This window comes from Rothia sp. HC945 (genome assembly GCF_051370785.1).
GTDB lineage: Bacteria > Actinomycetota > Actinomycetes > Actinomycetales > Micrococcaceae > Rothia.
Genome location: NZ_JBFCSN010000001.1, coordinates 45,408 through 63,754 on the forward strand (window position 1 = coordinate 45,408; position 18,347 = coordinate 63,754).

Genomic DNA, 18,347 nt, shown 5'->3' on the forward strand with positions numbered 1-18,347 from the left:
AGCCTCGAGTGACAGCCGAAACGCCCACGACCGCGGAGACGGCCACCGAACCCAAGCGCTTCGAACTGATCAGTCAGCGCGGTTTGCCGATTTCGGTATCGAGCTGGGGCGACTGGACTTCGGCCGAGGGCGTGGTCCTGGTGGTCCCGGCCATAGCCACTCGCGCTCGGCACTACAACGCGTTTGCACGCTGGCTCGTTCGCCAAGGGTTTGTGGCCGTTACCTTCGACTTCTCCGGCTACGGGGATTCACTGCGGGGGTCGCTCAAGGACTCACCGGTGGACATCTTGGACTGGGCGCGGGACGCGCGCACGGTTCTCGACTGGGTGGCCGAGAAAGACTCGACGCTGCCCGTGACCTGGGTCGGTCACAGCCTGGGCGGCCAGCTTCTGGGCCTTGCCGGTGATCGCGGCGTAACACAGTGCCTTTTTGCCGCGACCGGTGTCGGCTCTGGCTGGAAGTCCCCCTGGCAGACCGCTGTGCCTGGAATGGTGATGTTCTTCCTTGTCGGACCGATCGCTCAGAAGCTCTGCGGCTACTATCCGGGGCGCCGGCTCAGGTTCTTCGGGAACTTGCCCTCCGGCGTCATGAGCCAGTGGAGAACATGGGTCGCCTACCCTCGGTATATTCTGGGGGAGCGGCCGTGGTTGGCTCCGCGGTACGCGAGTGTCACGTCGCCGATCACGGTGGTGTCCTTCACCGACGACATCGTCATGTCCAAAGCGGCGTTGCGAATGTTGCTGTCCTTTTATTCGGGGGCCCGCAAGATGCACTTCCGGTTCTCGCCGAAGCGGCTGGGAGTGGGGTCCATCGGTCACATGGGACCGTTCCGGGCCGCGAACGCCAGCATCTGGGGCACCATTTTCCTTCCTTATCTCGCGAGTCGCCGGGGACGAGCGGCAGGTAATTAGCCAAGCTACGTTTCTTGGGGTATGGTGGATGCTATGTCAGACTCGCACCTGAATACCAGCCCTTCGGAAGCCAACGAACTGTCCGCTTCCGATTCCCAAAAAGCTACGGAATTGATCGTGCTGGCCAGCCGATTCGTTCGCGCGGCATCCCGTCGCAGCGGCCGTGAGCGCTCGACCATTGTCCTGCGCACGCTGTCGAACCTGACCTTGGCGGGGCCCATGCGGATCGGTGACCTCGCCAGTGCGGAACACATCACACAGCCGACCATGACCGGTGTGCTGAAGCGCCTGGAGGCCGAGGGCCTCGTCAAGAGGAAGGCGGATCCGTTCGACGGTCGTGCTCAGCTCATCGATATCACCCCGATGGGCAAAGAGGCGCTCGATGACTTCCGGAAGAAGGCCACGCGGCGAATCCAACCCGCGTTGGCCCAGCTGACCCTCGAAGAACGGCAGACCCTGTGGAGGGCATCGGGCATCTTCGAGGCCCTGAGCAAACAGCTCGACGTTTTGTAGTAATCAGCAGGATCCGACCGGGGCCCGCAGGAACTGACGAGGCTCTGGTCGGATCCACCGAGAAATCACTCTGGAGCGGCCAGAGTGCTTTCTTCTACACATTTATATAGTGAGGCAATGTGTGACGGCTTCGCATTGAGGCAGTCGCACGCAGTGGAGGCAATAACCGAATGAGTACCAGTACACCTACCGGATCGCACCCCGTGGTGGAGACACGGACCCAGGAGCCGGAATCGGCCCCGGAGGAGAAGCAATCCATCTTGCGCCAGCCCATTGCGGTATGGGCGATTGCTTTCGCTTGCATGGTCTCCTTCATGGGAATCGGCCTGGTCGACCCGATCCTGCCCGCCATCAGCAAGGAGCTGGACGCGAGTGCGGGGCAGACCATGTTGCTCTTCACGAGCTATCTCTTCATCACGGGCATCGCGATGTTCTTCACCGGCTGGGTATCCAGCCGCATTGGCGTCAAGACGACCCTTCTGGTCGGCCTGATCCTGATCATTGCCTTCGCCGCACTGGCAGGCGCATCGGGAAGCGTCGGCGAGATCATCGGCTTCCGTGCCGGGTGGGGCTTGGGCAACGCGCTGTTCATCTCCACGGCACTCTCGGCCATCGTCGGAGCCGCGGCGGGTGGAAGCAGCCAGGCCGTGATGCTGTACGAGGCTGCTCTCGGCGTCGGAATGGCCGTGGGTCCGCTCGTCGGAGGGCTGTTGGGCTCCATTTCCTGGCGCGGCCCGTTCTTCGGCACCGCGGCACTCATGGCTATCGGGTTCATCGCGATCATCTGCCTTCTGCGAGCGCCCAAGAAGGACACCTCCGCACCCGTTCAAAAGCACGCCTTCACTGCTGGTATCAAGGCTCTCAAGGACCCGGCGCTGCGCGTTCTGGCATTCACGGCCCTGTTCTACAATTTCGCTTTCTTTGTGCTCCTGGCCTACAGCCCCTATCCTCTAGAGGCCGCTGCGGCCAAGCACGGCACTGAATTCGGAGCTCACGAACTCGGGCTGGTCTTCTTCGGTTGGGGTGTCGCCCTGGCCATCGCCTCCGTCTTCCTTGCACCGATCCTGACACGTCGGTTCGGTCTCCGCCCGGTCCTGTTTGCGATGCTCGGGCTTCTGGCGGTCATGATGGCATGTGCCGCGGTGTGGCACGAGTCCGTGGTTGCCTTGATCGTGTTCATCGTGATCGCCGGCTTGGGGCAGGGTGTTATGAATACCGCGCTCACCGAGACGGTCATGGAAGCGACAACCCTGCCTCGCTCGATCGCGTCGTCCACGTACTCAGGCGTGCGTTTCATCGGCGGTGCTATCGCCCCCGCGGTTGCCGGTCCCGTGTCCGACGCCGTGGGAGCCGGCGCTCCCTACTGGATGGCCGTGGTGACGTTGGTGGTTTCCATCCTGGTGCTCGTCTTCGGTGGCCACCTCCTGACCCGCGCCCATCGTCCCCACGAGACGGCCGTCGCCGAGGCGGAGGCGATCACTCGCGGCGTCGACTGACCGCCCAAGTGCTGCCTGGTGACTGCGTTGCCAAGGAGCCACGTCCAGGACCGACCGTCGGGGGCATCTCCGGCGGTCGGTCCTTTTTTGACGCCAGCCGAGCCCGGAGGTCGGTACCTTCGCGCTCGGATGACGGCGCGCCGGTCGAGGGGGCTGGGCCGGAACGCTATCAGTCGACCACGAACGCGTGGCGGCGGCCCTCCGGTGAATAGATTTTCGACACGGCTCGCTTGTGGCTTCCCACCCAGTGCGTGTCGACCATGCCCACCGCTTCCATGAGCGCGAAGATTGTCGTGGGTCCGACGAAGCGGAAACCGTGCTTCTTCAACGCCCGGGCGAGAGCAACGGACTCGGGGGACTGGGTGGGAACCTCTTCGGCGCGTGTCGGAGAGGGCGTGGTCTCCGGGGCATGGGACCACACGAGAGCCGGAAGCCCGGAGCCTATCTGCAAGGAACTCCCGTTCTGCAGGGGGAGCGAGAACCCTTGGAGCATCGGATCCTGGTCCGCTGCTCCCCGAAGGTCCAGAGTTGCCCGAGCATTGCCGATCGCGGCCATGATCTTGGGCTTGCTTCTGATGATGGAAGCGTCCCGGAGAAGTGCCTCGACGGTCCGATCTGTGTACTTCGCGACGACGTCGGGGTCGAAATCGGCGAAAGCCCGACGGAACGCGTCCCTCCGGGCGAGGATCGTCGCCCAGGACAGCCCGGCCTGGAATCCCTCCAGGCACACGCGCTCGTAGAGGCCCGCTTCCGTGGTCACAGGGAGGCCCCACTCGTGGTCGTAATAGTCCCGCATCATTGCGCTGCCATTGGCCCACGCGGTCCGCGGCAGATTCTCTGCGCGTGCCGTCGAATCGTCCGAGGCCGTTGTGCCTGAAGAAGGCGAAGCCGTCATTGCGTATCCCATCCCGTCATCCGCAGGGTCATATTGAACCGGCCGCTCCGTACAGGGCAGTCCGCCGGTGCCGTATTCGGCAGGATTCGTGGCACACCGTGGAACATGTAGCGGCTTGGTCCACCGAAAACTACCAGGTCGCCGGAGGCCAGCCGGATGTCCCGGTACGGTTTGGACTTCGTTTGTGGATTTCCGACCCTGAAAATCGCGGTGTCCCCAACGCTGAAACTGACCACGGGTTCACCGGAGCGTTCATCCTTGTCCTGGTGCATTCCCATTCTCGCGGTCGGTTCGTAGTAGTTGATGAGTACGACGTCGGGTGTGTAATCTCGCGCCCATTCTGCCACTCCCTCTTCGGAGAGGGCGGGCCAACTTCCTCCATGGCTGGGGGAGTAGGCTTCCTGGACGGCTTTCCGTCCCCAACGGACGAGCCAGTCGGGAACCGGGAGCGGAGCAGCGTGATCGAAGTGCTCGGCCCGCGGGGCAAGACCGTTTGAATCCCAATGCCAGCCGAGCGTCGTCAGCCGAACCGACATCGGGTGGCCATTGATGAGGGGTGAGTGCGGAGGAATCGGACCACGACCCCACGCGTCCCATTGCCGTGCGAGCCAGCCCTGACTCCGCGGCGTCAACCATCCGGGCAGATGCATGACGCCCGGCACGACCTCCCGCGGTTCGCGGTCGAAGGCGTCGTCCGAGAAGAGCCCTTCGGTCTCGGTCATCGCGCGTCCTTTCCGCATCGGGGCCCGGAGTCGAAGACGGAACCCGGGCCATAACGAGCGAAACCCCGGACCGCGCCGGTCGGGATGACCCGGCCGATCGCGCTCCGGGGTTCGAATCAGCACGTCACAGGCTACTCGGTGGACGTGTCCTCATCCACCCAGTCGAAGGCCCGCGTGACAGCCTTCTTCCAGAGCCGGTACTGGCGCTCAACCTCCTCGTTGTCCATTTCGGGCATCCAGCGCTTGTCCTCCTGCCAGTTGGCGACGACGTCGTCCTCACCCTTCCAGAAGCCGACGGCGATACCCGCGGCGTACGCGGCACCAAGGGCTGTGGTCTCGACGACCTGCGGCCGAATCACCGGAACGCGCAGCAAGTCCGCCTGGAACTGCATCAGGAATTCGTTGGCAGTCATGCCACCGTCGACACGCAACTCGGTCAGATCGACACCGGAATCCGCGTTCATCGCGTCGATGACCTCACGAGTCTGGAACGCCGTGGCCTCGAGGGCCGCTCGGACAATGTGGGCCTTCTTGACGTACCGGGTCATGCCGACGAGCACCCCGCGCGCGTCGGGGCGCCAGTACGGCGCGAACAGCCCCGAGAACGCCGGGACGAAGTAGGTCCCGCCCGAGTCCTCAACAGATGTTGCGAGAGCCTCGGAGTCCGCGGCATTGTCGATCAGTTCCAGGTTGTCGCGAAGCCACTGGATCAGTGATCCGGAGACCGCGATGGAACCCTCGAGCGCGTAGACCTGCTTCTGGTCGCCGATCTTGTACGCGACAGTGGTCAGCAACCCGTTCTCCGAGAACACAGGATCGGTTCCAGTGTTCATGAGCATGAAGTTGCCGGTGCCGTACGTGTTCTTGGACTGTCCTTCTCCGAAGCAGGCCTGGCCGAAGGTCGCTGCCTGCTGATCGCCGAGAATGCCGGCGATCGGAGTTCCCCGCAGGAAACCACGGGCACGACCGTATCCATACACCTCGGCGGAGGACTTGATCTCCGGCAGCATCGACATCGGAATTCCGAAGTCGTCCGCGATGTCCTTCTCCCACTCGAGGGTACGAATGTTCATGAGCATCGTGCGAGAAGCGTTCGTGACGTCGGTTACGTGCACGCCGCCCTCGGTTCCGCCGGTCAGATTCCACAGGACCCAGGAGTCCGTGGTGCCGAACAGCAGGTCGCCCTTCTCCGCGCGCTCGCGGGCACCCTCGACGTTGTCCAGGATCCACTTGACCTTGGGGCCGGCGAAGTAGGTGTTCAGGGACAGACCGACGCGATCGTGGTACTTGTCGTAACCCTCGTCGCCGGCGAGCTCGTCGCAGATCTTCTGCGTCCGGGTGTCCTGCCACACGATCGCGTTGTACACGGGTTCGCCGGTGTTCTTGTCCCAGACGACCGCGGTCTCACGCTGGTTCGTGATACCTACCGAGGCGATTTCGTGGTGGTTGATCTCGACATCGGAGAAGCAGTCCGCAACGGACTTGCGGACGTTGCGCCAGATCTCGAGCGGGTCGTGTTCGACCCAGCCGGCCCGAGGGAAAATCTGTTCGTGCTCGTATTGGCCGACCGTGATGATCTGGCCGTTCTTGTCGAAGACTATGGCCCGGGAGCTGGTCGTTCCCTGGTCAATGGCGAGGATGTATTTCTTGTTTGTATTCATAGTCTCGGAGAACAACGCGTTGTTCCTTGTGCCGTCTTTCTGGTTCGTCATTCGGATTGCCTTTCCTGATGGGCCGCGTCCTTGCGGCCCGGTTTTCTAGAGAGCCACCATGAGCGGAACCGCCAGTGCTGCGAGGAGACCGCCGGCGATCGGTCCGAGGACCGGGATCCAGGAGTAGGACCAGTCGGAGGACCCCTTGCCCCGAATCGGAAGGATGGCGTGAGCGATGCGCGGCCCCAGGTCACGGGCGGGGTTGATCGCGTAGCCGGTCGGTCCGCCGAGCGAGATACCGATGGCCACCACGACGAGAGCGACCGGAAGCGGCCCGATCTCGCTGGGAGTCTTGTCGGAAAAGAGGATGAACGCAATCAGCACGAAGGTCGCGACGACCTCCGTGAGGAAGTTCCAGCCGTAGGCCCGGATTTCCGGACCGGTCGAGAAGACGCCGAGCTTGTCGGCGGCAGGCGCCTCGAGGTCGAAGTGCTTCTTGTGCGTCAGGTAGACGAGGATGGCACCGACGATCGCGCCGATCATCTGGGCAACAATGTAGATGACCACGTTGCCGAAGGTCGCGGGGATGCCATCGCTGAGATCCTTGTGGGCGGCCCAGAAGGACAAGGTGACCACGGGGTTCAGGTGGCCGCCGGTCGCGTAGGCCGCGTACGCTCCCGCATACACACCGAGACCCCAACCGAAAGCGACCATGAGCCAGCCACCGGCGTTGTTCTTGGTGCGTGACAGGACCTGGCCGGCAACGACGCCGCAACCCAGCAGCACCAGCAAAAGGGTGCCGATGAATTCTGAGGCGAACATGCCGAGCGTTGTCGGTACCCCGTTGTCCAGGAGTTGCGGGGCGAAGCCGAGGATCCCGGTGGACCCGTCGGCGAGCAATGAACCGGTCATGACCGCTCACTTTCCGGCACGTCTTCGTGCCTTGTCTGTGTTACTGACACCGGATCTCGACCGGTGGGTAGGTGTGGGATGGATGGAACAAGGGCCGGGCAGTTGGCGCTCTGGCTTCCCGCCCGGCCCGGCAGCATCGGATCAGTCGGAACCCAGGACCTTGCGCGGCATGATCTCCGGGTCTGAGGTGATGACGTCGGACGCACCGGCGTCATCCTTTTCCTCCTCCGCGCGGGCGATGTTGCGAACCCGCTGCGCATAGTTGTCCAGCTCGCGCTGGCGTTCGTTCTCGCCCCACCCGAGCTCGGCCGCCAAAATGTCGACGATCTCGGGGGCCGCGGCAAGACCGCGGTCCCGCTGTTCGAGGTCCAGGCGGACCCGTCGCATCAGGACGTCTTCGAGGTGGAGCGCGCCTTCGTACCGGACCGCAAGCAGAACCTCGGCCCGCAGGAACATGGAGGCATGGCTCAGCGGCTGTGCGAGCTCCGGGTCCTCGCGGACGAGGTCGAGCACGTCGTCGATCTCGGAACCGTAACGATCCAGAAGGCTCTCGACGCGAGCGGCGGTCCAACCGTTCTCCTCCGCGATGTCCCCGGCACGCGCCACGGCGGCGCGGTACCCCTGGGCCCCGACCAAGGGGATGTCCTCCGTGACCGAGGGTCGGGCCCCGGCGACGGAACCCAGCGCAAAGTCCACGGCGTCCTTGGCCATCACGCGGTAGGTCGTGAGCTTGCCGCCCGCGATGGCCGACATGCCCGGTACCACCTCGGCCACCGTGTGCTCACGCGAAACCTTGGTCGATTGGGTGGAATCCTGGCCCTTGACTCCCGGCTGGAGCAAGGGGCGGAGGCCTGCATAGGTCGAAATGATGTCGTCCCTCGTCAGAGGGGCATCGAGGATCGCGTTGGCGTGGTCGAGGATGTAGTCGATGTCCTCGGCCGTGGCCACTGGACGGGCGACGTCCTGGTCGTAGGGCGTGTCCGTGGTGCCGATGACCCAGTAGCGCTGCCACGGGATGATGAACAGCACCGACTTCTCGGTTCGCAGGAAGATTCCCGACTCCGCGTTGATGCGCTCGCGGGGCACCACGATGTGGACTCCCTTGGAGGCCAGGACCTGCAGGCCGCGTTCCTCACCCGTCAGGCTCTCGGTCTCCTCCGTCCACACGCCCGTCGCATTGATGACGTGCTTCGCCTTGACCTCGTGGACCTCCTGGGTCTCCAGGTCGGTGATGTTGGCTCCGACCACGCGCCCGGTCTCGGACTTCAGGAGGCCGGTGACCTGGGTGCGGCTTGCGGCCAGCGCGCCGTATCCGGCCGCGGTGCGGATGAGGTCGATGACGAGTCGGGCGTCATCGACGCGGGCGTCGTAGAACTGGATGGCGCCGGTCAGGGCGGAGTCCTTGATGTCCGGGAAAATCTGCTTGGCACCCTTTTTGGAGTAGTGCTTCTGCGTCGGCACGGTCTTGTGCCCGCGGGCGCCGGCAATGGCCATGGCGTCGTACATTCCGATACCGACGGCCGAGTAGCTGCGTTCGATGACCGGCATCTTCAGCGGCCACAGGAAGGGCTGGGCCTTGACGAGGTGCGGGGCCAGACTCGTCAGGAGCAGCCCGCGTTCCTTGAGGGCCTCCGCGACGAGTTTGAAGTCCAGGTTGAGTAGGTAGCGCAGGCCACCGTGGACGAGCTTGGAGGACCAGGCCGACGTGCCGGAAGCCCAGTCGCCGGCGTCGACGACGGCCGTGCGCAGACCGCGCGTCGCCGCGTCGAGAGCGATGCCTGCGCCCGTGACTCCACCGCCGATGATGAGGACGTCCACGCCTTCGGCATCCGACATTTCCTGCAGAGCCTGGTGGCGGGAAGCCGCGGTGAGGTGGGTTGCGGCGGTTTTCATGGAGCCTCCTTGATCGTGGTGGTTCATTCCGATCGCGTCCGCGCGGCGCGGTGGCGCCGAGGACCCGATTCCTCCATTCTTACCCAATCGTGAAAGAATGATCATCACTTCTGCACGAACGTTCACCTCAAGGGTTCAAACATGAACAAACGTGATGACTTGGCTCACAAAGCGGCGACGATGTACTACGTCCAGGAACAGACGATGGATGCGGTCGCCAAGGAGTTCGACGTGTCCCGGGCAACCGTGTCCCGGTTGCTGAAGTACGCTCGCGATTCCGGGCTCGTTCGAATCACCGTGGCCGACGCGCCCAGTGAACGCAACGAGCTGGGCGGTCGTCTGGAAAAGATCTTCGGGATCCACGCGCAGGTCGTTCCGATCCGGGGGAGTTCCTCGCCGATCGGGCAGATGGAGCAAGTCTCCCGGGTCGCGGCGTCGGCCCTCGACGGGATGATGGAGCCGGGTACGGTCCTCGGCATGGCTTGGGGGTCGACCGTCACGGAGATGTCGCGTCACCTCGTTCCGCGCAAGGTTCCGGACTCGGTTGTGGTGCAGCTCAACGGCGCGGGCAATGCCCGTCGATCAGGAATCCCGTACACGGGGGCGATCCTGAATTCGGTGGCCGAGGCATTCGGCTCCCAGATTGTCCACTTCCCCGTGCCGGCCTTCTTTGACTACGCCGACACGAAGCAGGCCATGTGGCGCGAGCGGAGTATTCGGAGCGTTCTCCACCTTCAATCTCAAGTCGATGTTGCCGTCTTCGGGGTCGGAGCGCTGAATGGTCCGGTTCCGTCCCACGTCTACAGTTCCGGGTACCTCGACGAAAGGGATTTCGACGTGCTCTCCAGAGAGGGCGTTGTGGGTGACATCTGTACCGTGCTTCTCAGGGAGGACGGGACGTGGCAGGACATTGAGATGAACAGGAGGGCGTCGGGGCCGACGCCGGTCGAGCTGTCTCGTGTCCGTCGGCGGCTGTGCGTCGTTTCCGGCCCTCACCGGGCCGGTGCGCTCCTCGGTGCTCTGCGTGCCAGAGCGGTAACCGACCTCGTCGTGGACTCCTTGACCGCCAAGATTCTGCTCGACAAGAGTGCGGCCGCGCGTACTTCCCAACCCCGCGGCCACGAGTGAGGTTCTACAAGAGCTTGACCTTCATGGCCGAGGTTTCGAGCGCGCGTCGAACGGCTTCGATGGCCGGCCTCTGGGCCATGTCACGCCTGGCCGACGTGAAGACTCGTCGGTGCGGCAGATTCGGGAGCTCGATGAGGCGGACTCGGGGTGTCGACCCGGCCCAGGCGAAACCGGGGAGGAGGCCTATCGCCCGGCCGCATTCCACGAGGTCGATGTGCGTCCTGACGTCGTCGAATTCGAATCGGACATCCGGTTCGAATCCTGCGGACCGACAGACATGCTCCGCCCAGCTGCGGCTGGCGTTCGAGCGGGTCTCCATGACCCACGGTGCGCTGGCGGCGTCCTCGATCGAGTAGACCTCGGACTCGGGCGCGACGGCCAGCATGACGGGATCTTCGTTCAGGGGGCGAGAGTCGAGCTCGGCGAATTCTCTGACCGCGTGGTGCGGGTACTGCTCCGCGATCACCAGGTCCACGTCTCTCATATAGGTGTGCTCCAGGGCCGCCTCCGGTTCGCGTTGGAGCACTTCGACCTTGAGGTCAGGGTGTGTCTCGGCCAGGGCCTCGAGCGTGTCCGTCAGCAACGCCATCGCCGCGGTCTGAAAAATGGCGAGACGGACAGTGCCCGCGGGGGAGTCGTCCGTGGACTCGAGAGCGGTCTGTGCAAGCGTCAGCTCGTGCAGTATTTTCTCGGTATGCTCGACAAGGATCCGGGCCTTCGGTGTGAGCGCGACCGTCCGCCCTTGTTTCATGAGGAGTCGGTGTCCGCACTCCTTCTCCAGGGCGGTCAGTTGCTGGGAAACGGCTGACGGGGTGTACCCCAGGACATCCGCCGTTTCCGCGAGGGTTCCTCGGGCGGATAATTCCTGGAGGACGCGCAGTTTCCGGACGTCGAGCATGTTCCTCAATCCATGAGCCGAACTTACGGGTAATCGTAAATTTCAGTAACTTTTTCTAACTGAAATCATGGTACATACTGGACCGGAGCGCGCTGTGCGCACACGTCAATGGAGACGTACGCTGTCGGCTGTCTTTGCGGCACCGCAACTTCTAGAGGAGGCATTTTTTGTCGTCGAACCCTTTCGCTTCCGTGGAATACCAGAAGATGGCCACAGAGGCCGGAAAGATTGTCAGGGGCTGGTTGGAAGCCTCTCGGGACGTTCCGGAGGACAAGGCTGCGGCGCAGCTGGCCGGCGTCCTCAAGGACCCCCACGGGCTCGAATTCACTGTGGGTTTCGTTGACGAGGTCATTCGTCCCGAGGACGACGCCGCGGCGGGCAAGAACCTCGGACGGCTCGCGCCCATCGTGCCCAAATTCCTTCCGCCGCACCTGCGCGCGGCCGTCCGTGCGGGCGGAGTCGTGGCCCCCAAGATGCCCTGGCCCACGATTCCCGTGGCGCGCAAGGCGATGAGGGACATGGTCGGTCACCTGATCGTGGACGCCCGGGACGAGAAGCTCGGTCCCGCGATCAAGCATCTGACGTCCGGGGGAAACAAGCTCAACATCAACCTCTTGGGCGAGGCCGTTCTCGGCAACGAGGAGGCCGAGCATCGCCTGCGCGAGACCGAGCGCATCCTGCGCCGGGACGACGTCGACTACGTGTCCATCAAGGTCTCTGCCGTCTCGGGACCGCACTCTCCCTGGTCCTTCGATGCGGTCGTCGATCGCGCCGTCGAACGCCTGACTCCCCTCTACGAGTACGCGGCCCAGGCCGGGACGCAGAAGTTCATCAACATGGACATGGAGGAGTACAAGGACCTCGACATGACGATCGAGGTCTTCACTCGGATTCTGGACCAGCCGCACCTGAAGAACCTCGAGGCCGGAATTGTGCTCCAGGCCTATCTGCCGGACACCCTCGAGGCCATGGAGCGCCTTCAGGAGTGGGCGGCACGACGCGTCGAGAGCGGCGGCTCGCGGATCAAGGTTCGTTTGGTCAAGGGGGCCAACCTCTCGCTCGAAATGGTCGAAGCCGTGGTGCACAAGTGGCCTTTGACCACCTGGGACTCGAAGGAGGCCACGGACACCAATTACAAGCGGGTCCTGGACTATGCGCTCAGGCCCGAGCACACCAAGAACATCCGCCTCGGCGTCGCGGGCCACAACCTGTTCGACATCGCGTTCTCCTGGTTGCTGGCCGAACACCGCGGCGTCCTCGACGACGTCGAGTACGAAATGCTCATCGGCATGGCGGCCCAGCAGGCCGAGGTGGTCCGGAGAGACGTCGGCCAGCTGCTGCTGTACACGCCCGTGGTGCGTCCCGAAGAATTCGACGTCGCCATCTCCTACTTGGTCCGCCGCCTCGAGGAGAACGCCTCGAGCGAGAACTTCATGTCGGCCATTTTCGATCTGAACGACAGCCAGTTCCTCTTCGACCGCGAGAAGGCGCGCTTCGAGCGCTCGCTCGAGAAGGTCACCTCCGAGATTCCCGCGCCGAAGAGGCAGCAGAACCGCTCGGAGGAGACCGTGGACAACGTCTACTCCCCGGGCGAAGTCTTTGACAACACGCCGGACACCGACACGTCCCTCGCCCACAACCGTGAGTGGGGCAAGCAGATTCTGGCCCGGGCCGAGAACTCGGACCTGGGACGTGAACTCGTGGAGAAGTCGGTTCTCACCTCGGAAGACCAGGTCCTCGACGCCGTCGCTCGCGCCAAGGAGGCCGGTCGGGAATGGGGATCGCGCCCGGCCCATGAGCGTGCCGAGATCCTGCGGAAGGCAGGTCGAGTTCTCGGTGCAAGGCGCGCGGAGCTGCTCGAGGTCATGGCGTCCGAGGCGGGCAAATTGCTGGATCAGGGGGACCCGGAGGTCTCCGAGGCGATCGACTTCGCGAACTACTATGCGGGACTTGCCGAAGCCCTGGAGAAGGTCGACGGCGCCCAGTACCACCCCTCCCAGGTCACCATGGTCACCCCGCCGTGGAACTTCCCGGTCGCCATCCCCACGGGCTCGACCCTGGCGGCGCTGGCGGCAGGCTCAGCGGTCCTCTTCAAGCCCGCTGGCGAATCGAAGCGTTGCGGCGCCGTCATCGCCGATGCCCTGTGGGAGGCCGGCGTCCCGCGGGACGTCCTCCAGTTGGTCCAGCTGTCCGAGCGGGACCTGGGGCGCACGATGGTCTCCCACCCCGACATCGATCGGCTGATCCTCACCGGAGGATACGAGACCGCCGAACTGTTCCGGTCCTTCCGCAAGGATCTGCCGCTTCTCGGCGAGACCTCGGGGAAGAATTCGATCATCGTGACCCCGAACGCCGACTTGGACCTCGCCGTCAAGGACGTCGTGAATTCGGCGTTCGGACATGCCGGCCAGAAATGCTCCGCCTGCTCGACCGTGATTCTGGTCGGCACGGCAGCGACCTCAAAGCGTTTCAGGAACCAGCTGGTCGATGCGGTCAAGTCCCTCCACATCGCATACCCGACCGACATCCGGGCGGAGATGGGACCGGTGATCAAGGCTCCGGAAGGGAAGCTCAAGCGCGGCTTGACCACGCTGGGTGACGGCGAGCAGTGGATCATCGAACCGAAGCAACTGGACGAGTCCGGCAAGCTGTGGTCGCCAGGGGTCCGCTCCGGCGTGAAGCCCGGAAGCGAATACCACATGACGGAATACTTCGGGCCGATCCTCGGCGTGATGACGGCGAAGACGCTCGAGGAAGCCATCGAGCTCCAGAACGCGCCGGAGTACGGCCTGACCGCGGGCCTTCACTCGCTGAACTCGGACGAGCTGGCTACGTGGTTGGACCGTGTCCAGGCAGGAAACCTGTACGTGAACCGGGGGATCACCGGCGCGATCGTGCGCCGTCAGCCCTTCGGCGGGTGGAAGAAGTCCACGGTCGGTTCGGGGACCAAGGCGGGTGGACCCAATTACCTGGTCGCCCTGGGCGAGTGGACTTCCCAGCCCGCTTCCGCGATTGCCTCGCCGTCCAACGAGAACGTGAACCAGCTCCTCAACAGGGCACGCGAGCCGCATGCCCTGACCCGCGAGGAGATCGAGTTCCTCTCGCGGTCCGTGTCGGCGGACGCCGAAGCGTGGAGCTCGGAGTTCGGCGTTCGCCACGATCCTTCCCAGCTGGGTATCGAACGGAATATTCTCCGCTACGTCCCGCAGAAGGTGCATGTGCGCGGGGACGAGGACGCCTCGTTGGCGGAGGTCCTGCGCGTCGTGGCCGCCGGGCTGGCCGCCGAGGCCCCCGTCGAACTCTCCGTTTCCCGGCAACTGCCGGTATACGTCCGGGGTGCCCTCGACTCGGCCGGAGTGAACATTACGGTGGAGACCGACGAGGCCTGGCGCACTGCATTGCGCGGAATCCGGGACATCAAGCCCAGGGATCTCGACGGAACCCGTTTCGAGGGATGTCGTATCCGCTACATCGGAAATGACTCCGGGTCGGTATTCGACTCCCTCAACGGCCGCCCCGACGTCGCGGTCTACCACGGTGAGGTCACCGAAGCCGGACGGGTCGAAATGCTCCCGTTCGTTCGCGAACAAGCAGTGTCGATCACGGCCCATCGTTTCGGTAATCCGAACCACTTCTCGGATGGTGTGATCTAGCACCCCGCCCCACGTGGCCCGTGTAATATTGATGCCGGTGTCGACCTCGGTCGACACCGGCATCATCACTGCAATCCTTCATTGTCGAGAGGGCGATTCATGAGCACTATCCCTGCCGAACTTTCCTACACCTCTGAGCACGAATGGATCTCGGCCGCGGACTCGGACGGAGTCGTCAGCGTGGGCATCACCGATCACGCCCAGGACTCTTTGGGCGACGTCGTCTACGTTGATCTTCCGGACAGCGGGTCGGCGTTCGAGGCCAACGAATCCTTCGGCGAGGTCGAATCGACCAAGTCGGTCTCCGACCTGTACATGCCGGTTGCGGGCGAAATCGTGGAGGTCAACACGGAACTCGCGGATCGGCCGGAGGTTCTCAACTCGGATCCGTACGGCGCGGGCTGGCTCGTTCGCGTGCGCCCTTCCGACCCCGAGTCCCTGAACGAGTTGCTCGACGCGAAGGCCTACGAAGCCGAAATCTCCTGATCTGACGGAGTTGTCAGGGAATTCATCACTATTGCCGAGTCCAGTGGGCAGTCCTTTTCAGGCCTGAACGCTAGACTTTAAGTCTCAGGTCCAGGTCCAACCTCACGCGCCGCTGTCTCCCGCAACGGGAGAATGCATGACGCCGTGTCGGAGTGGACGGACCCGGCTCCGGGGGAAGGCCCCTCAGCCTTCTCCCGCTGAGCCATGCTGAGGCGCCCGCGTGCGCCCACGATCGAAGGGGAAGAATCATATGACCGATCATCAGGATCCGAGCCCGGATACGACCGCGTTCGGCGTGACCGCGCCCGGCGCGAATGCCGGACACCAACGACAACTGGCCGAAGAAGAGATCGCGGCGATCAAGGCCCTGCCTTCCGAATCGGCGTTGCTCATCGCGCAGGAAGGGCCTCAGCACAGCGCCCGTTTCCTGCTGGACGCGAGCATGGCCAAAGGCGGCACGAACGACGACGGCATCGTCGCCGGCCGTCACCCGGAGGCGGATATCTTCCTCGACGACGTGACCGTCTCGCGCCGCCACGCACTGTTCCAGTTCAACGCGGGTCGTTTCGACCTCACGGACGTGGGCTCGCTCAATGGAACGTATGTGAACGGGGACCGCGTGGACCACGTGACGCTCAAGAACGGCGACGAGGTCCGCATCGGGAAGTTCGCCTTCATCTACTACGCGAGCGACGCTCAGTAGGGCGGCGTCGAAATGACGACGACGCAACACGACAACAACGACGATTCGTCCGAGCGCGACTCCGGCAGGAAAACCAAGGACAAGACCATTGGCCAGGTCCTGAGCCACCTCGAAGAGTCTTTCCCGGACCTGAGCGCTTCCAAAATCAGGTTTCTCGAAGATCGAGGTCTCGTCTTCCCCCAACGGACCAACACGGGATACCGCAAGTATTCGAGCGAAGACATCGAACGTCTCCGTATCGTCCTGACCCTCCAGCGCGACCAGTACCTCCCGCTCAAGGTCATCAAGGCGAAGGTCGACGAGCTCGAGCGCCAGGGTTTCCCCGAGAGCGGGTCCGAAGCCGGTGAACCCGGTGGGGAAATCCCCGCGGTGAGAGCGCGCCCGCAGCAGCCGCGCCGGTACACGATGCGGGAGCTGTCCCGTCACACCTCGGTGGATCTCCCCATGCTCCGCGAACTGATCAATTACGGCCTGATTCAGGAGCAGTCGGACGGGACCTTCGACGAATACGCGGCCCAGGTGACCTCCCTGTGTTCCCAACTCACCGCGCATGGTCTCCAGCCCAGGCACTTGCGACCGTTCCGTGCGGCTGCCGACCGAGAGGTCGCCTTGGTGGGGCAGACGATTGCGCCCATGGCGAGCCGTCGGGACGAGGAATCCCAGGAGAAGGCGTCGCGCACGGCTCGGGAGCTTTCGGCGCTGTGCACGAACCTGCACGCCACGCTGGTCGCGGACCTCGTCGAGAAGAGTTGGTAGAGTAGGGCACACTCGCACGGCAAGGCGCGGGGGACGTGACCGACGAGCAACCGGCAAGACACGGACGAATGTCTTTGATTAGCCCGCTCCGTCGCTCTAACGTCTAATTCGGACGATGACCTCACTGATTGAAGGAGGACCCGCGTGGGCCAGCATGGATCGGACAACGACCCGCAGCGGGATCGTCTCACCATCGCATCCTCGGAGGTCCCTCACACGGTCGAGCCTCCCGAGTTCGACGAACAGCTCCTCCCCGGAATGGAAGGCATCGTCCCGGCCCCTCCGACGGGCCGCCAGGGCATGTTGTTCGATGACGATCTCGTGGCCCTCGATGAAAACATCGGGTACCGGGGCCCCATCGCATGCAAGGCCGCGGGTATCACCTACCGCCAGCTCGATTACTGGGCCCGGACGAAACTGGTGGAGCCCACGGTCCGCGGGGCCAAGGGGTCGGGGACCCAGCGTCTCTATTCCTTTCGTGACGTCCTGGTCCTGAAGATCGTCAAGCGCCTGCTGGACACCGGAGTCTCGCTCCAGCAGATTCGTTCCTCGGTCGAGCACCTGCGCGCCAGGGGCGTCGAAGACCTGGCCCAGATCACGCTCATGTCCGATGGTGCGAGTGTTTACGAATGCACGTCACCCGACGAGGTCATCGATCTCGTCCAGGCCGGACAGGGAGTTTTCGGAATCGCCGTCGGGCGAGTCTGGCGAGAGCTGGAGACCAACCTCTCGACCATGCCCGGCGAGGACATGCGCGGACCTCTCGCGGAAGAGGGCAAGGATTTCCCCGGGGACGAGCTCTCGGCACGACGTGCCGCTCGAAACAACGCCGCGGGCTGATCCGCCCCGCCAGCGATTGGTCGCGGACCACGTGGCGGATAATGCCCGCCATGTCGCCGCGCAACGGGATCAGCCGGCCACAAGACCCTTGAGAATCGTGTCGAAGGCCACGGCCATGGTCTCTGCTGACCGGTAGTCGGTCCACGCGTGAACAGGGGAGGCCGAACCCTGGATCTGTTGCCACAAGGGGTCATCCGTGATCGTCGGAGAGACCACCAGGCGGCCGAACATTCCTTTCATCTCCTCGATGCGGTACCGGTGCTCGGCCGAGCCTTCCTGGACCTTGTTGACGACGACGCTGGCTGCCTCGACCTTGAACTCATTCTCGGATTCGAACCTGGCGATGGCGCGCATCGTTCGCTCGGTGCCGGCAACGGAGAACAGGCTCGGTTCGGCGACCGCGAGGACCTTCTGCGATGCTGCCCATGCGATCATCGTCAGCGTGTTGAGTGTGGGTGGGCAGTCGATCAGGACCACGTCATAGTCCTCCGTTGCAGACAGCGCCGTCCGCAATCGACTCAAGTTCTTCCGGGTCGCCGGGAGGTGGTCGAAGGCCACGGACCCGGAGGAACCGACGATGACGTCCAGGCGGGGCCGAGGGCCAGCGGCGGGGTCCCAGCGCCAGCCTGCGGGAACACGTGCCGATCGGATGGCTTTCTTTCTGGGCGATCTCAGGACCGTGGCGGCGTCGGCGCCTTCCGAAGTGTGTGTGGAGACTGCCAGGCCGGTGCTGGCGTCCCCATGAGGATCCAGGTCGACCACCAGAGTGCTGAGCCCTTGAACGGCGGCGGCAGAGGCCAGCCCCAAAGTCACCGAGGTCTTCCCGACGCCGCCCTTGAGGGAACTGATACTGACAACCTGCGTCACACGAACCTCGCGATGATGTCGA

16 protein-coding genes are annotated in these 18,347 nt (G+C 64.0%); 9 read left to right on the forward strand and 7 right to left on the reverse strand.

What is annotated here, in order from left to right:
* The first annotated feature begins 8 nt into the window (after positions 1-8).
* From AB0Y14_RS00215 to AB0Y14_RS00225, 3 genes are all read left to right on the forward strand, one after another.
* On the forward strand, positions 9-911 hold the full coding sequence (locus AB0Y14_RS00215) for an alpha/beta hydrolase family protein (protein ID WP_436587301.1): 903 nt from the start codon (positions 9-11) through the stop codon (positions 909-911).
* A 33-nt stretch (positions 912-944) separates the two neighbouring features.
* Positions 945-1,424, forward strand: a complete 480-nt coding sequence (locus AB0Y14_RS00220) for a MarR family winged helix-turn-helix transcriptional regulator (RefSeq protein WP_436587302.1) — start codon at positions 945-947, stop codon at positions 1,422-1,424.
* A 170-nt stretch (positions 1,425-1,594) separates the two neighbouring features.
* Positions 1,595-2,920 (forward strand): MFS transporter, encoded by a 1,326-nt coding sequence (locus AB0Y14_RS00225; RefSeq protein WP_436587303.1) that lies wholly within the window; start codon positions 1,595-1,597, stop codon positions 2,918-2,920.
* A 169-nt stretch (positions 2,921-3,089) separates the two neighbouring features.
* On the opposite strand, the gene AB0Y14_RS00230 is transcribed toward AB0Y14_RS00225, so the two are convergent.
* The 5 genes from AB0Y14_RS00230 to AB0Y14_RS00250 all read right to left on the reverse strand — a co-directional run bounded on the left by AB0Y14_RS00230 (position 3,090) and on the right by AB0Y14_RS00250 (position 8,994).
* Complete coding sequence (locus AB0Y14_RS00230) at positions 3,090-3,815, reverse strand: DNA-3-methyladenine glycosylase I (protein ID WP_436587304.1); 726 nt, start codon at positions 3,813-3,815, stop codon at positions 3,090-3,092.
* Positions 3,812-4,537, reverse strand: a complete 726-nt coding sequence (locus AB0Y14_RS00235) for an alpha-ketoglutarate-dependent dioxygenase AlkB (RefSeq protein WP_436587305.1) — start codon at positions 4,535-4,537, stop codon at positions 3,812-3,814. The genes AB0Y14_RS00230 and AB0Y14_RS00235 overlap by 4 nt, the downstream gene beginning before the upstream one ends.
* 131 nt (positions 4,538-4,668) lie before the next feature.
* Positions 4,669-6,198 (reverse strand): glycerol kinase GlpK, encoded by a 1,530-nt coding sequence (gene glpK, locus AB0Y14_RS00240; RefSeq protein ID WP_436588778.1) that lies wholly within the window; start codon positions 6,196-6,198, stop codon positions 4,669-4,671.
* A 96-nt stretch (positions 6,199-6,294) separates the two neighbouring features.
* Complete coding sequence (locus tag AB0Y14_RS00245) at positions 6,295-7,101, reverse strand: MIP/aquaporin family protein (protein ID WP_436587306.1); 807 nt, start codon at positions 7,099-7,101, stop codon at positions 6,295-6,297.
* A gap of 141 nt (positions 7,102-7,242) precedes the next feature.
* Positions 7,243-8,994: an FAD-dependent oxidoreductase gene (locus AB0Y14_RS00250; RefSeq protein WP_436587307.1), complete on the reverse strand. Its 1,752-nt coding sequence runs from the start codon at positions 8,992-8,994 to the stop codon at positions 7,243-7,245.
* Between the two features lie 141 nt (positions 8,995-9,135).
* On the opposite strand from AB0Y14_RS00250, the gene AB0Y14_RS00255 reads away from it, so the two are divergent.
* Positions 9,136-10,122 carry a sugar-binding transcriptional regulator gene (locus AB0Y14_RS00255; protein WP_436587308.1) on the forward strand — a complete coding sequence of 329 codons (987 nt, stop codon included), beginning with the start codon at positions 9,136-9,138 and terminating at the stop codon, positions 10,120-10,122.
* Between the two features lie 4 nt (positions 10,123-10,126).
* Here the strand turns inward: AB0Y14_RS00255 and AB0Y14_RS00260 are convergent, their stop codons facing one another.
* Complete coding sequence (locus AB0Y14_RS00260) at positions 10,127-11,020, reverse strand: LysR family transcriptional regulator (RefSeq protein WP_436587309.1); 894 nt, start codon at positions 11,018-11,020, stop codon at positions 10,127-10,129.
* 206 nt (positions 11,021-11,226) lie between these two features.
* On the opposite strand from AB0Y14_RS00260, the gene AB0Y14_RS00265 reads away from it, so the two are divergent.
* From AB0Y14_RS00265 to AB0Y14_RS00285, 5 genes are all read left to right on the forward strand, one after another.
* Positions 11,227-14,673, forward strand: coding sequence for a bifunctional proline dehydrogenase/L-glutamate gamma-semialdehyde dehydrogenase (locus AB0Y14_RS00265; protein ID WP_436588779.1), 3,447 nt, complete (start codon positions 11,227-11,229; stop codon positions 14,671-14,673).
* A 99-nt stretch (positions 14,674-14,772) separates the two neighbouring features.
* On the forward strand, positions 14,773-15,159 hold the full coding sequence (gene gcvH, locus AB0Y14_RS00270) for a glycine cleavage system protein GcvH (RefSeq protein ID WP_436587310.1): 387 nt from the start codon (positions 14,773-14,775) through the stop codon (positions 15,157-15,159).
* Between the two features lie 250 nt (positions 15,160-15,409).
* The gene (locus tag AB0Y14_RS00275; RefSeq protein ID WP_436587311.1) at positions 15,410-15,862 is read left to right on the forward strand and encodes an FHA domain-containing protein; all 453 of its coding nucleotides are present in this window, start codon (positions 15,410-15,412) and stop codon (positions 15,860-15,862) included.
* A 12-nt stretch (positions 15,863-15,874) separates the two neighbouring features.
* The gene (gene ftsR, locus AB0Y14_RS00280) at positions 15,875-16,618 is read left to right on the forward strand and encodes a transcriptional regulator FtsR (RefSeq protein WP_436587312.1); all 744 of its coding nucleotides are present in this window, start codon (positions 15,875-15,877) and stop codon (positions 16,616-16,618) included.
* A gap of 258 nt (positions 16,619-16,876) precedes the next feature.
* Positions 16,877-17,458: a MerR family transcriptional regulator gene (locus AB0Y14_RS00285; protein WP_436588780.1), complete on the forward strand. Its 582-nt coding sequence runs from the start codon at positions 16,877-16,879 to the stop codon at positions 17,456-17,458.
* Between the two features lie 69 nt (positions 17,459-17,527).
* Here the strand turns inward: AB0Y14_RS00285 and AB0Y14_RS00290 are convergent, their stop codons facing one another.
* Positions 17,528-18,325, reverse strand: a complete 798-nt coding sequence (locus AB0Y14_RS00290; protein WP_436587313.1) for a ParA family protein — start codon at positions 18,323-18,325, stop codon at positions 17,528-17,530.
* Positions 18,326-18,347: the final 22 nt, after the last annotated feature.